The organism is Kocuria massiliensis (assembly GCF_900169715.1).
Classification (GTDB): domain Bacteria; phylum Actinomycetota; class Actinomycetes; order Actinomycetales; family Micrococcaceae; genus Rothia; species Rothia massiliensis.
In genome coordinates, this window is sequence record NZ_LT835158.1 from 24,862 (window position 1) to 39,040 (window position 14,179).

The following is a 14,179-nucleotide window of genomic DNA, read 5'->3' on the forward strand; positions in this document are numbered from 1 at the left end:
CCTCGCCTATTCCTCACCGATCTCGGAATCGAGCACGGCATTGGTGACTTCATTCTCTGAATACACCTGGACCTGGGGCTCTGACTCTTCCCACCGTTTGATCGTATTGTTTACGTCCGAGTCGATCTCAACGTCCGTCAGCTTGACCGTCAGTGGGATACCTGGACGTCCGCCGACCTTGATAAGGAACTTTCCGACCCCAGGAGCCGTACGCGGTCTCTTGATAGCTCGCTTTTTTCCCGTTCGTTGATCGGTGACGACCTTTTTTCGGTCCTGACGACGACGGACCCGCGACCATGAGCCCGGGTCAGCCCAGGACATCATCGTCTCTTCCTCCGTCCGAGACATCTTGACCGAGTCGGACAGCTTCTGCATCTCGGCACGAGGCAGAGCGCCTGTCACCACACATCCAGCACGTTCGATGAAACCCTTTGCTGCCTTAATTTCCTCTTCGGTCGGCAACGCTTCCAAGTCTGAAACCGTATGAGTGATCATCGCTTGCCCTACGCCTTCAAGGCGGTTCATCCGGGTCAAGTGGTCGATACGATCCACCATCTCGGGGCCGGAACGCAGAGCTCTCCAGAGCTCGTCCAGGACGATGAAATAGTGCCGATTGGGGATGCGTCCCAAATCGGCCAGCACCCCAGCCAAATTCACCGACGCGAACGTCGTGGACCAGCACGCCAGCAAAGCGCCGGCCTGTACATCCTTCTTCGAGTCGCGAATGCCCGAAGTATCAAACACCGCTGGACGATCCATCGAAAGCTTGGCTGTTGTCTTCTCGGAAAACATTTTTCCAAATCGACCAGAGCCGTTCAGTGACTGCAACGATTGAAGCAGGCTGTCTGTACGGTCCTTGTACATCTCTTCACTACCACGATCCATCACGACTTCACTCAGCGCAGCCGGACGTGAGTTGATCAGGTCGATTAGATCACCGATGACCGGTACGCCCTCGAAAGTATCCTCAAGCAGAGCCACACCACGGTCGAGGACGTTGTACTCGTTCTCCGTAACCTTGCCCTTACGCAGAATAGAAATCAGTGCGGCACACAGCTCGACTTTGCGCTGATGTGCATCGACCAGCAGCTCTTCACGCTGCTTCTCCGGCAGATCAGGCAACACTTCCGTGAGTTCGCCCGGGTCGAGTATATTCAGGTGGCCCTTTCCTGGAGCCAGCTCGATGACCTCCCCGCCCATTTCCCGTGCCAAGTCGACGTAGTCGGGACGCAGGTCGCCGGGAACCAGCGGAATGATGCCTCGCCCGTTCATTCCCAGCAGCATGTGCCGGATGTATGTCGACTTTCCGTAGCCGGGAAGAGCCAAGGCGAACATCGAGGGGTTCGTGATGATTCCGGCTTCAAACCACGCAATCGGGTCGAACCCAATCGGTGCCCCATTGGTGATGCACGGTCCCATCGGCGCTCCCTCAATAGGCAGTGAAGACCCTGAGATCCATGGCCACAGACCGCAGCACTGCATGGATGATGAACGCCACTCACGGGGAACAGTCGTCAATCCTGACCATCCACCGCCAGAAACATAGTGCCCGCGTCGGTTCGCAGCAGGAACGAAACTCTCACCTCGCGCTGGACGCTGCTCCGCTTCTCCCTGCTCGGGCTTCCTTGTCTTTGTGAATGGAATCTTCATTTTCATTACACCGCCACTCGCGCTGTCTGGGGGAACAAAGTGTGTCTGGGAAGCATCACGCCTAGGGGAAGCGTTGCTGCGAAGGCGGCATCGTGCCACCCGTAGCACGGGCGCAACAGCAACCGTGCTGAGGGACCCATGTCATGCTCCATAGCGGCCACGGCGTCTTCCAGGTCTTCCTTCTCCGAGACGGTGATTGAGGAAATCAAACCGAAGTAGAGCAACCCTGCCCCCTTTGATTCTTCATTCGCGGTCGCTTGAGCAGCACGCAAATCATCTGCCGCACGGGCTTTGCCACTGGATGCCCTGACCTGGGCCTGGTTCTTATCGCGCTCGACGACCGCGGCAGTTTGTCCGGCGTCGATGGGCCGATAAAGCATCGTCACTCGCTTGCGATCAATGCCAGGATGTGGCGCGACCAGAGCAGAGAGCACGTTCGAGGTTGCCTGTCCTCGAGGGGCTTCGACCATCGACCAGCACCGAGAGATTCCTGAATCGTGTCGAAGCGTCTCCCACTCGGATTCCTGCATGGAGGGGCCGACGTCTTCCCAATTCAGCTCGACGGGTTCTTCGGCGTACATGGCGTTCTCGAACAGCCGTGCTGATTTCGGGTCGTAGGCGATGCGCACGGTCTCGGCGATTTCTTCGGGGGTCATCGGTGTTGCCACACCGGCCCCGGTCGATTCCAACCGCGCACAATATGCAGGGACTTTGCTCGATATGTCCCGAACGACCTCTTCGGTCTTGCGCTTGCGCATTCCTGGGCGAGGTGCTGCTGCAAATGTCAGCGTGACCCAGCACCGGATGTCGGCCATGCCTGAAGGGTAAGAGACGCTGGCCTGCTCGAGCATCATGCGAGCCATCGGCGACGCCGTATCCGAGACCGAGTGCTCGATTTCCTGGCGCAGCTGGTGCCCCGAGCCAGGAGAAGTCTCAACCGTGGCCGAGCACCCAATGAGCCCTGTTTCCCTGCCCAATGAGCTCAGGAATCCGCCCCAATTGGCTACCCACTGGTCGACGGATTCCTGGTCGACCAACGCGGCCCCGTCCGGCTCGACTGCGATGGCAATCGAGTACGTTGAGGTCGATTTGATGTGAACGATGCCGAAGGGCCGGTCCAGCGCGTCGGATGCATGGATCTCACTGGTTGCCGCGACTCCGGGAATTGAATAGTTGGGTTTCCCGGTCGCCGAGAGTGGCCCGGACCGGTACCTGTTCCGTTTCAAGCGTTTGTTGAACATGAAAATTCGCCTTTCGATGAACCGCGTTGAAATACTGACGCCGTATTTGTCAGTAATCGACATCAACACCACGAACAACATCCCGACCACGAAGGTCAGAACCGCCAGCACATAGACGTGGGCCAGCAACAAGAAGATCGTGGTGAGAATGACCGCGAAGAACAGCAGTGTCGCAGCGACGGACAGCGGTCCGAGACCAGCCCTTGCTGGAACTCGCCAATTTCCGTATGTCGGTTCCGTGTATTCCGTATCAGCGGCTGCCACTTGGACCCTCCTCCGGGTTAATTTCGCTGTTCACTTGATCGTTGAACTGCCGGCCGGCTTGATATCCCTTCCGACCACCTTGACCTGCGGCTCGTCCCGCACTTTTCATACGGCTAGCCGCCGTTGATCCTGCACCGGATGGTGACGGACCAGAGGACACGGACGATGATGGTCTCCGTGAACCTGAATCGGACGGCTCCTGGGTCGCACCCTCAGCCGCTCGGGTCGAGCGCTGAGCTCCGCTGGGAGACTGCCCAGCCTCCGAGGAACTAGTCGCCTGACTCGACCCGGTTTCAGAGGCTTTGCCTGTTGATGCTGGGCCTCGGGCATTCTGACCTGATCCCGATGATCCGCTAGCAGAGGCACCCGAGGGACGAGTCTCCGAGGAGCCAGCACTGGAATCTGTGCCCTTGGTAGCCGAACCACTAGATGACTGCGAAGCCTCGGCTGCACTGCTGCTTCCTGTCGGTGACTCAGTTTGGGACGAGACAGCTTCCTGTCCCTTGCTGACCGCGGCCTTTCCAGCTTCTGCTGTCTTTGCCGCAGCCATCGTCCCGGCGCCTCCAATGGCACCAGCTGCCGAAGAGGAAGTTCCTGCACTGGCGACACCTCCACCTGGTGAACCACCACCTGGTCCCGACGGTGCTTTCTGCGCACCTCGGGGTGCATCGGAGGGTCCGCTTTGGCTCTTCGAACCGGCTGTATTGGAACCGGAGGGGCTGGCACCTGGGGTGCCTGCACTTTTGCTTCCGGCTCGACCGATATTCGCTGCACCCGAAGCCAGCGCGCCACCGGCAGCACCGGCGAACATCGCGCCGCCACCGGAACCGGCAGCAGCTGAGACCGCTGGGACGGCGAACTTCATCAACGCGGGAAGAGCCAAGATGGCCATGACCATCAAGGTCAATCCTGTGATCGAATCCAGGAACGCAGCGGCTCCGCCTTCGGCTCCTGATTTACCTGTGAACGCACTTCCGGTCAGTTTGAACGCCGCCGCATAGATCAGCCCCGCCACCGGTTTGTAGAGGATGAAAGCGATCAGCCAATTCAAATGTTGCTTGGACATCTGCGATCCGAACGGGGTGTTGGTCGCGGAGAACGAGACAATCAATGTTCCGGTCAGGATCACGATCAGCGCCCCGCGCAGAATAATCAGCGCGACCTGAATCGCGGCTCCGATCAGTGTGATCAGTCCGAAGACAATCATGATGATTGCGGAGGCTTCGGCGCCACCCCCGGCTTCCCCGCCAGGGAAGATCATCGTTTGCATGGCCTTGCCGAAGTCTTGTCCATCTCCGAGTGCCTGATCGATGAACCATTGGCCGGTGCTGTCGGCAAATTCCACGCAGATGACGATGAAACCGATACCGGCCCCGGAGACCAAGGCCAGGGTCAGGAGTGATTTCGTCAGTTCTTTCAGCGGTTCAGCTCGTCGGGTCCAGACCATCTGCCCTGCCGCGTAGATGACGGAGAACACCGCCAATAGCCCCACGAACCAGGACAGGTGAGAAGACATGAACGAGATGACGTCAGACTGTTGGGTTGCCCCGGTGTTCTGGTCGAAGGTTCCCAACGATGGAGTCGGGACCTTCATCCAGAACGTCGACAGTGCCGTAATGGCATCTCCGACGCCTTTGCTGATCTGTTCCTGCCACTGACCGATGATTCCGTCAGCGGTTTCCTCGACTTTGCACGAGACTTGCCACGGCCAGCACATGGTTTACGGCCCCCAAGAAATGAACTGCGACTGGTCTTCGACCTGGCGGACGCTGGTATCCAGGCCCTCGGGAACAATCAGCTTCCACTGTCCGTCATCCCACTTCAGGGAAATGGACATCTCGGCTTTCTTGCCGTTGGAGCCTGCCGAGACCAGCAATCTCAAATCGGCTTGATCATCCTTGTAATTGATGAACTTGTACCCGCGCAGATCGAAAATCTCGCCGCTGGGACCATCCTGGTCCATCTGGCTCAACGCCTTATCGCGGGCCGGTGATGCGACAGCCATATCTTGCAGGTAGGTCCGTGCCGTGGCCTGGTCGTTGAGCTGGATAGCTGACCAATAGGAGGCATTCAGAGCACCAGCCGGTGAATGCTGAAAGCATTCCCTCAGCGGCTGATCGGTCTTCGGGCCAGCCTTGTCCGACTTCGGCCCAACCCACCCTGATGCGGTGGTGATCCACTCGGTATCGGAGGGAGCATCCTTCATCACGGCTTTACTATCGGAGGAACCGGCATCACAGGAGCCTGCATTGCCGGAGGCCGAAGCACTGGCCGTTGAGCTACTTGATTCGGTGGCGGCTTGGTTCTTTTTGTTCCCGTTGGGCCACAAGACGACAACCAGCGCGATGACCAGAACCGCGATGATTGCTCCCGCTACCCACAGCGCCCATGTTTTCAAGGAACCCTGCTTCTGTGCGTCGTTTGCCATGGGTCAGTCTCTCCAATCCGTGGTGGTTGCGTCTGCGAATGCGATTAGATGAACATCCGGACGACCTGGGCTGCAATCGTTGCCAGGATGCAGCCCACGATGGTCAGGCCCAAGGCCATTCCGTGCTCCTGCGGTCGACCCCGCTGGTTGTCGATTGCCAGCTTTCCGCCGATGATGATGATTCCCAGCACGCCCAGAGCGGTCACGATCCAGACAGCCCACTTCAGGACAATGGTGAACTTCTCCGAGCCAGGGGGTGCCTCTCCCTGACCCGGGTCCGGTACATCGGCCAGCAGTGCCCCGGCGTGTTGGGTGAGGTCCACCGCTCCTGCGATCAAATCAAGCATCTCTCTGGGCTCCGTTCTCAGGCGTGCGTGCCTGCAATCGTGTAATGAGTTTTGTGATGGGCCTGGGCGAGGGGACCGCATCGGCGTCGATTTCGACGCGTAGGTCTTCCACCCAAGGCACTCTCAGTATTTCCGGGACGAGCCCGGAAAGTCTGGTGATTTCCTCGCGCAGTATTCGTGGCAGTTTTCCGGGAGAGTCAGCTACCAGAATCAGACCGCTGACAGCGACTGATATTTCCCCGCTGGCCCAGTCCTTGAGTGCGGATTGGGCGGCTCGAAGCCCCTTCGTATTCGTTCGGGCGACCAAGAACACCGGGTCCTTGCTCTGTTCGGGCCACCGGTGCTCGGAATTCGCCCCTTCGCGTGACCATCCGGTCACCGTTGAAGCGCCCGAGCCGCCGTGGACTCCGATGAACCACGCGAGGGTGCTTACATCGCTGGCGTCGAACCGACCCAACTGGTTGGCTCGGTCGACTGGTTGTACCCCACGGAGACGATGTGGTCTCTGCTGCACCACGGGATCAATGGTCTCAATGTCTTCCTCTTCGACGTCGTGTTCCGTCTCGAGCTGCTCATCGAGTAGATCCCAAGGGTTTTCAGCCACGTTGCCACCTCCTCTTACCGGCTTATACGTGTGCCGTGAGACAATTATACGCAGGAGTCACTCTGTGTTGTCAACGGATTCTACGTGACAAACGGATTTGATTATGTCTATAGTTGCATTATGGAAGGATGATCGATGAGCCAGCAACCGGACCCGAGGATCGAGGAGCTGTTTCAGGGACAGGGCAAGACCATGAAGATCGGCGCCGTTGCCGACATCTTCGACACCACGCCCCAGACCATTCGGCGCCTCATTGCCGCCGGGGCTCTCACGGCCTACAGACCAGGGCGGGACTACCTGTTCCTAACGGAGGATGTGCGGGAGCTGTTCTACAGCAGCCGGGTCGACCCGGAGACACTGGCCGAGGCCCATGAAGCCCACCATGCCGAGGGCAAGAAGCCCACCAAGGAGGACTAAGCGAGAATGCAGCAGGCATCGTCTGGATGGAAGGTTGTTCTGGCCGGACTCTGTCTCCTGCTCGTGGCTCTGCTTGCACTGCCCCTGTTCGGCTCTGATGAAGACAAGAAAGCCGACGCCTCCGACTGCACCCCCGAAGTCAGCAAGGAAGGCGATGACGGCAACACAGTCAATGTGCCCAGCGAATACAAGGAGGACGTACAGAAGGCAGCCAAAGAAGCGGGACTGCCCGAAGAAATCATTGCGGCTCAGATCAATCAGGAGTCGAAGTGGGACCCCGAAGCCGGAAGCTCTGTCGGAGCCCAAGGCATCGCCCAATTCATGCCCGATACGTGGAAAACCTACGGTCAAGGTGGAAACATCCATGACCCGCACGATGGCATCGCAGCACTCGGACGATACATGAAGGACCTGAAAGAACAGGTCAAGGACGTTGCAGGCGACGATGCCAACGAGGCCGCAAAGCTGACGTTGGCCGCTTACAATGCGGGTCCAGGAGCTGTGACCAGCAATCACGGCATCCCACCATTTCCCGAGACCAAAGACTACGTCGAAAAAATCACTGGCGGAGCCCAAATGAAGTTCACCGATGATTGCAAAGCACCTAACGGAGCCAAAGCCTGGGACGGCGACCTCGGCGACGGTGAGTGGACCGTGCCCCTCCCTGATGCGCAAGTCACCAGCGGTTTCGGACCGCGCAATGTGCCTGGCCTGCCGGCCTGGGCACAACAGCACGTCGGAGTGGACTTCGTGGATGATTCCGGGCACGGGAAGATCATCGCTCCCACGGATCTGAAGATCACCGGCATCTACCGCACGGACGGTTGCCTGCTCGGGACGATGACCGGAGAACCCAAATTCCGGTTTGCCTTCTGTCACATGGATTCCTTCGACGTCGAAGCCGGTGCAGAGGTCAAGCGTGGCGACGTCGTTGGACAAGAAGGCAACCATGCCGAATCAGTCGGCGGTGGAGTAATCAACCACCTTCACTTCGAAATCCACAAACCGGGCGCGGACTATACCGATTCATCGTTCAATCCTTACGACGGTAGTGCCATAGACCCGGAGCCGATTCTGAAGGAGAAAGGCGCATGGGCAACCAAATGAGAACCCGAAACATCCTGCTGGCAACCAGCCTGGCCTTCGTTGCAACAACCGCACTGAGCAGCTGCGGGTCAGAGGACGAACCAGCATCTCAGTCATCCAGTAGCTCCACCCCGAGTCAGGCGACGTCATCATCTTCATCTGCAACGCCTGCTTCGTGCATGGACCCCTCGGTCGCCGACCGCTCCGACCCATCGGCGCTCGGAGCCGATTACCTGTCGATTGCCTGGTGCTGGAACCCTGCCGAAGATGACTCCCCCACCAGTACGACGCTGAGGGCAAAGCCTCTGATGAGCCCTGAATGGGCTGACCAACAAGTCAAGCCCCAGCGCAACTCGATGCAGGCTGACTGGAACGAGGCCCGGACTCATCACCGGGTCGCCGTGCCCACCGTGGCACCGGCCCGCGGTGATGCATCCGATGATGTCGGTGATGACAAAGCGATCCGCGCCTACAAGGTCGACTGGACCTGGCAGGGCGCGGATGCAACTCAGCATCCGGGCGGCACAGCCAATGTCACCGTGTATATGGAAAAGCACGGTCAGGACTGGACCGTCGTCGGTGCCCAAACCACCACCATGGATCAGGACGGATAGTCATGACCGACCGACAGCCACTGGATTTTCCCCGAATCACGGCCATCGCCCACGGCGAGGGTCGGGTCGATGTCACCATTAACGGGGTCACCCACGTCCACGAGCATGATGACAATGCCCAGGCCGTCCAAGCAGCCATGAACGACATCGCCAAAGCCGCCCAAGACGTCGACCGGCCCGTGAAAGTCACCGCCCAATTCGGACTGACTGCACGAGATATGGTCGTCGACGTCGACGGTACCCGTCGAGACGTCACCGAGGACTACGGCACCGCCCGCCAGCCCTGGTACAAGCGCACCCGCGTCCTCATCGCCTTAATCCTTGTTGGTCTCGTCCTGATCGCGGCCACCATCGCAATATCCGTGGCGGCCACGCACGCGAAACGGGCTGATAACAGCTCACCGTCACCATCTCGGACCACCCAGACTCTAGATTCAGCCCTTGCGTCCGGGACCAAACCAGCTGTCAGCCTCGACACTGGCTATACCGCTTATCAGACCGAAGACAACAGCTTCGAGGTCGTTGAGACCTCGACCGGCAAGCAGAAAACCTCCGACGCCCTGGCAGACGACGAATCAGACGAAGAGTCCACGGCAGCAGAGATCCTGCCCAACAAGGACGACGGATTCCTGGTCGTGACAGGTAACCAGTACCGTCTGTGGACCCCGAACGATGGGCTCTCTGCTACTCGCTCATTCAACCCGGATCAGCAGCTGGTGGTCACCCGGCAGGCACAGAACTACCTCATTCCCAAGGAAACCTCGTCTCGACCAGACCGGATTCAGTACATCCAAGACCAGACCACCAAGACCTTCGAGCCGCCCGCCGAAAAATCGTCCTTCCTGGGAATCCACGATGACAAGGCACTTTGGGCTCATCTAAATAAGGATGAACCAGAAGTCATCTCGGCCACAGATAAAGAGACGAAGGGCAAGAAGCAAAAACTGGCCAAGCCCACCAAGGATGCCAAATTATCCCAATGGATCGGGATCAACAGCCATGGCGAGGTTCTGACGATTTGGAACGCCGATGGCGCTGACATGCTTGCCATCCAGGCAGCTGATTCTGACAAAATTTCCCACACTGTCCCTGTCAATCTCCCTGACGGGGCGACCAAGGCTCTCGACTCGAGCGCCACCTCAGCGATCCTTGGCGACCAAGTCATCGACGCGCACTCTGGCAAAGCCAGCGACGTAGACATTGAAACCGCCAACGATGCCGAGCCACGCATCCATGGATTCAGCTCACATCGAGACAAATCACCCGTGTGGATAGATACTGACCACGGAGTATCTAACGTGCCCTCCGAACTGACCAAAACTTACGCGCGTGCCACCGAAAACGGCGGCACGTGGGTGGGAACCACATCAAGTAACCACATCACGCTCGATCCTGAAAGGAACTAGTCATGAGCGCCAAGAAAACGACTTCATATGCAGCAGTTACAGCCCTGGCTGCAACCTTGCTGGCCCCGGCAGCAGCACATGCCGCCGAACCGGCACAGCTGACCCCAATCCACAATGTGGCCCAAGCCGATACCCCGGTCGACCCCGGTAACGATTCGGGCTCGAACGGCAACGGCGGGTCTACGGGTAACGACTCCGGCAACACCGGAGATGATTCCACCGGAGGCAACGGCTCCAACCCCGGAAATAACGGGGCCGGAAACAACCCCGGCTCCGGTGATACCCCGGTCGACCCCGGTAACGATTCCGGCTCGAACGGCAACGACGGCTCTACGGGTAACGACTCCGGCAACACCGGAGACGATTCCTCCACGGGAGACACCCCGGTCGATCCGGGAACGGGCGATGACTCCACCGGAGGCAACGGCACCAACCCCGGAAATAACGGGGCCGGAAACAACCCCGGCTCCGGTGATACCCCGGTCGACCCCGGTAACGATTCCGGCTCCAACCACGGCTCGAACGGTAACGGCTCCGGCTCCAACGACGGTGCAACGCCCGTTGACCTCGGTCACGGGTCCGAAACCAATCCCGGAAACGGATCAGAGCAGGCACCTGCCACCCCTCAGCCCACTGAGACTCCGCATCCTGCACCGGCAGCAGAGACCCAGGCTCCCGAGCCTGCCGTGCAGGAACCGGCTGCACAGCCGAAGGCTCAGCCTGCCGCTGAGCCCACCCCGGCCCAGGCCGCACCGGCGCAGACACCCGCCGTCCAGCAGCCGGTGGCACAGCCCGAGACCACTCAGGCAGTCCAGGCACCCGCACAGGGACAGGCCACTACCGAAGCCGCCCAGGCACCGAGTGCAGCTCAACCGCTGCACACCGGGAATGCGGGTACAGCCGCTGACGGTCAGGCGCTGACTGTCGCAGGGTGGATCACCGCTGGTATGGCCCTGGTCGCCGCTGGTCTGGCAGGCCGGACCTACCTCCGCCGCAAGGCCGGAAAATAAGCCACGGCCATGACAACCAGACGCCACCGTCAGGGCACCCGGACCCGATGGGCCGCAATAGCGGCCCTGGTCCTGGCTGTCCTGGCGGTGGTCCTCCTTCTTTTAGGACTCCTCGCCAGTCGCGGCGGGCTCCCCTACTGGATGACCCACCCCTTCGACCACTCCGAGACCACCACAGGACAGAACGGGCAAGCCGTCCACCAGCAGGACGGCAAAGTCGGACTCACCGATAACAACGAAAAGTACGCGCCGACACCGGCCAAGTCATACAGAAACGCTCAATGCTCTCTGGCCCCTGAACACCAGGCCCAGCCAGGCCCGGACCAGTGGGAGATTCCGGCCCTGGGCCAGTCCGCGCCGCTACAGTCGGCCCAGCCGACCTCGTCCGGGTCAGTGGCCCTGCCGGATGCACCGGCAGGGATCGTCTACGGACCAGCCGCTCCCCTGGATGCATCCACAGGCACGACACTGCTGGCTGGCCACGTAGATCACGGTCCCGGAGACCTCTCCCGGAAGGGTGGAGAACTCTCCCCCTGGGGGCACTTGCACGAGCTGAACCCCTGCGCCCACGTCTACGCCACCGGCCCCGGCGGTGACGTCCACGAATTCGTGGTCACAGACCTCTATACCGTCGATCAGGACAAACTCACCGACGAAACCGAGTTGTTCGAAGCGACGGGGAAACGACAGCTGGCGATGGTCACCTGCTCGGGACCCACCGTCAACGACGCCGGAGGAGCCTTCCAGTTCAACTACCAGTCGAACCTCGTCGTGAAGGCTACGCCAGTGAACAGTGACGACACGCCGGAAGGAAGATAAAAGGACATGCTTTTAAGTTATGATCGGGATCATGCGACGCAGCCAACCACGCACCGGCGAACCGAAGGTCAGGGGCCCACAGGTTCTGATGCCTCAGCCATTGATGGATGCTGCGCGCGCAGACGCACAGAGACACGGGCTGGCCTTCAACGCTTGGCTCACACGCCTCGCCGCACGGGAAACCGGACTGAGCGAGTACGACTTCCCGGACCCACCGAAAGACCCTTAAACAAGAAGTGGCCCTCACCTTCGTAAAGATGAGGACCACTTGAAGAACTTTGAATCCCGCCACGACGCCAATCTAAGCCGGGATTCTCAAACGACCAACAGGAGCTGATCTATATGCACAAGCCCAAGAGACAAGTCCCAAGGAGCTTCTGTGTCTAGCTCTAGTGTAGCAACTAAGACGCCAAGTTCTACTCCCCCCCAGCACGCCGGGTCATGGGAGGAACAGCCACGCCCAGACGACGCGTTCCAGCGGCAGCGTTTGCGGGATCATCACCGGCTAACGCGCTTCGACGCAGGTGTCACCAAGCATCACTGCGCACGCACCAGCGACGACCCGCGCAACTACCCGTTCATTCAGATCAACGCCGCCGACTGGAAGAACTTCGTCGTCGTCGATGTCGACCACGCGGATGCCTACGAGCGGTTGCTCTACCCCGGCATCCCGAGACCGGACTGGATCATCACCAACCCCGCCAACGGCCACGCCCAGGCCGGGTGGGTGATCGATACCGTCTTCACGGGCGAGAAATCCACACTCGGCCCCGCGTTGTTCTACCGGGCCGTGGCGACGGCCCTGACCAACGCGGTCGGTGGTGACCACCACTTCACCTGCCATATCGTGCGTAATCCCTTCGCTGATGCTCCGACCGGGCCGGTTGAATTCTCATCCCGGACGACGCCGTGGCGACTCGGTGAGCTCAAAGCCCACCTCACCGGCTGGACCGACCCAGCCCTGTCGGCGCTGGGATACGAGGATGACCAACCGGCCATGTGGAACCCGTACCCGCCACAGCGGGTCCGGCACGAGCGAACATTGACGGCAGGCTCCCCCACTGCCGGTCGCAACTGCCATATTTTCTATAAGACGCGTTCTGCGCTGTGGCGGCTGGCAGACCGTGGCCAGGACATCCAATCTGCCTCCTACGAGATCGCACACCGGCTCAATGATGATCTGGCCTCCCCGCTGGGTCGTCGTGAGGTCGATGGGATCGCGGCCTCCGCGATCCGACAGGTCAAGAGAGGCAACGGGCGACCGGCCACCGCAGACGGGCCGACCAACCCGTGGCTGGCGCGGCTGGGGGCCGCAGGAGGCCGGGCGCGCACTGCACTGAAGATCACCGCCGCCCAACAGAACCTCGCGGCGGCACGCCGAATCCGTGAGCACGCCAGCCGACGTCGCGCACAGCAGGCCTGGCGACTCCGACGTGCAGGAGAAGTCGTCGCCGCTATCGCCGAGGCACTGAAAGTCAGCACACGCACGGTGAAACGGTACCTGGCCGCCGCCCGCATCCAGCACCGTCTGAAGACTCTGGCCTGGGTCGCACGCGGGGGTGACACACACCAAGCTTCAGGTGTATCAGCACCTCCCCATGCCTGGGTCAACCGGCTCCCCCGGCCACTCCTGCGTGCTCTCCTGACCCTGCAAGACCTGACTCAAGCACCTGCAGGATCTCCCGCTCGGGTCGAACAGCCCCTCTTCGTTGTCCCTCTTGTTCCTGAACCGGCGGGTCGATACACTCATACACACGCACACACTCACCAACGCACACACTCACACACCGAGTCAGGGAGGGAACCATGATCATCGCCATTACCAACACCAAGGGCGGGTCAGGTAAGACCACCACTGCCATGCTTCTGGCTGAAGCGGCAGCACGGGCCGGTCATACCGCCCAAGTCCTCGACGCCGACCCACAAGGATCAGCCACCGATTGGGCACAAGAGGCCGAAGACGCTGGGGACCCCATCACCCGTTATCAGGTCACCACCGTCAACCGGTCGTCATTGCCCAGAGTCGCAGAACGCTCGGAGGCCGAATGGATTTTCATTGATACTCCCCCCGGTGATCCAGCTGTTATCGACCAAGCGATCCACCTGGCAGATTTCGTTATCGTTCCCACCGCCCCCTCGCCTGGTGATTTCTATCGGACGGTATCGACCATCCAATCTTTGGGCGATACGCCGTTGGCGGTTCTGCTGACCATTTCCCACTCTCGGCGCAAGAAGCTGCACGATCAGATCACCCAGCTCTGCGATGAGATGGACCTGGTCAGATTCGAAGCCG

At 60.1% G+C, this 14,179-nt stretch carries 16 protein-coding genes; 10 read left to right on the forward strand and 6 right to left on the reverse strand.

The window, feature by feature from the left end; genetic code table 11:
* Positions 1-6 precede the first annotated feature (6 nt).
* Positions 7-1,419: an ATP/GTP-binding protein gene (locus tag B9Y51_RS00165; RefSeq protein WP_177345057.1), complete on the reverse strand. Its 1,413-nt coding sequence runs from the start codon at positions 1,417-1,419 to the stop codon at positions 7-9.
* A 38-nt stretch (positions 1,420-1,457) separates the two neighbouring features.
* Here B9Y51_RS00165 and B9Y51_RS11190 point away from each other — a divergent pair, with 38 nt between their 5' ends.
* Positions 1,458-1,637 (forward strand): hypothetical protein, encoded by a 180-nt coding sequence (locus B9Y51_RS11190; protein WP_173834722.1) that lies wholly within the window; start codon positions 1,458-1,460, stop codon positions 1,635-1,637.
* A gap of 18 nt (positions 1,638-1,655) precedes the next feature.
* Here the strand turns inward: B9Y51_RS11190 and B9Y51_RS00170 are convergent, their stop codons facing one another.
* From B9Y51_RS00170 to B9Y51_RS10955, 5 genes are read right to left on the reverse strand one after another with little or no spacing between them, the layout of a single operon-like run.
* Complete coding sequence (locus B9Y51_RS00170) at positions 1,656-3,155, reverse strand: SCO6880 family protein (RefSeq protein WP_085528374.1); 1,500 nt, start codon at positions 3,153-3,155, stop codon at positions 1,656-1,658.
* Entirely contained in the window at positions 3,142-4,872 is a 1,731-nt protein-coding gene (locus tag B9Y51_RS00175; protein ID WP_085528375.1) for a TrbL/VirB6 family protein, read from the reverse strand. Before B9Y51_RS00175 ends, B9Y51_RS00170 begins: the two co-directional genes overlap by 14 nt.
* 3 nt (positions 4,873-4,875) lie before the next feature.
* Positions 4,876-5,583 (reverse strand): DUF8175 domain-containg protein, encoded by a 708-nt coding sequence (locus tag B9Y51_RS00180; protein WP_085528376.1) that lies wholly within the window; start codon positions 5,581-5,583, stop codon positions 4,876-4,878.
* A 44-nt stretch (positions 5,584-5,627) separates the two neighbouring features.
* Positions 5,628-5,930 carry a hypothetical protein gene (locus B9Y51_RS00185; protein ID WP_085528377.1) on the reverse strand — a complete coding sequence of 101 codons (303 nt, stop codon included), beginning with the start codon at positions 5,928-5,930 and terminating at the stop codon, positions 5,628-5,630.
* Positions 5,923-6,534, reverse strand: coding sequence for a DUF6668 family protein (locus tag B9Y51_RS10955; protein WP_143467928.1), 612 nt, complete (start codon positions 6,532-6,534; stop codon positions 5,923-5,925). The genes B9Y51_RS00185 and B9Y51_RS10955 overlap by 8 nt, the downstream gene beginning before the upstream one ends.
* 135 nt (positions 6,535-6,669) lie before the next feature.
* On the opposite strand from B9Y51_RS10955, the gene B9Y51_RS00200 reads away from it, so the two are divergent.
* From B9Y51_RS00200 to B9Y51_RS00240, 9 genes are all read left to right on the forward strand, one after another.
* Entirely contained in the window at positions 6,670-6,951 is a 282-nt protein-coding gene (locus tag B9Y51_RS00200) for a helix-turn-helix domain-containing protein (RefSeq protein WP_085528380.1), read from the forward strand.
* A gap of 6 nt (positions 6,952-6,957) precedes the next feature.
* Positions 6,958-8,058 (forward strand): transglycosylase SLT domain-containing protein, encoded by a 1,101-nt coding sequence (locus B9Y51_RS00205; protein WP_085528381.1) that lies wholly within the window; start codon positions 6,958-6,960, stop codon positions 8,056-8,058.
* Between the two features lie 158 nt (positions 8,059-8,216).
* On the forward strand, positions 8,217-8,651 hold the full coding sequence (locus tag B9Y51_RS00210; protein ID WP_085528382.1) for a hypothetical protein: 435 nt from the start codon (positions 8,217-8,219) through the stop codon (positions 8,649-8,651).
* Between the two features lie 2 nt (positions 8,652-8,653).
* Positions 8,654-10,057, forward strand: a complete 1,404-nt coding sequence (locus B9Y51_RS00215; RefSeq protein WP_085528383.1) for a hypothetical protein — start codon at positions 8,654-8,656, stop codon at positions 10,055-10,057.
* A 2-nt stretch (positions 10,058-10,059) separates the two neighbouring features.
* Positions 10,060-11,067 (forward strand): hypothetical protein, encoded by a 1,008-nt coding sequence (locus tag B9Y51_RS10960; protein WP_143467929.1) that lies wholly within the window; start codon positions 10,060-10,062, stop codon positions 11,065-11,067.
* A 9-nt stretch (positions 11,068-11,076) separates the two neighbouring features.
* The gene (locus tag B9Y51_RS00225) at positions 11,077-11,886 is read left to right on the forward strand and encodes a class F sortase (protein WP_085528385.1); all 810 of its coding nucleotides are present in this window, start codon (positions 11,077-11,079) and stop codon (positions 11,884-11,886) included.
* Between the two features lie 31 nt (positions 11,887-11,917).
* Positions 11,918-12,115, forward strand: coding sequence for a hypothetical protein (locus B9Y51_RS00230; RefSeq protein ID WP_143467930.1), 198 nt, complete (start codon positions 11,918-11,920; stop codon positions 12,113-12,115).
* Positions 12,116-12,265: 150 nt separating this feature from the next.
* Positions 12,266-13,696, forward strand: a complete 1,431-nt coding sequence (locus tag B9Y51_RS00235) for a replication initiation protein (RefSeq protein WP_085528387.1) — start codon at positions 12,266-12,268, stop codon at positions 13,694-13,696.
* Positions 13,693-14,179: ParA family protein (locus B9Y51_RS00240; RefSeq protein WP_085528388.1), on the forward strand; the 487-nt coding region annotated here is incomplete at its 3' end. The genes B9Y51_RS00235 and B9Y51_RS00240, both read left to right, overlap by 4 nt.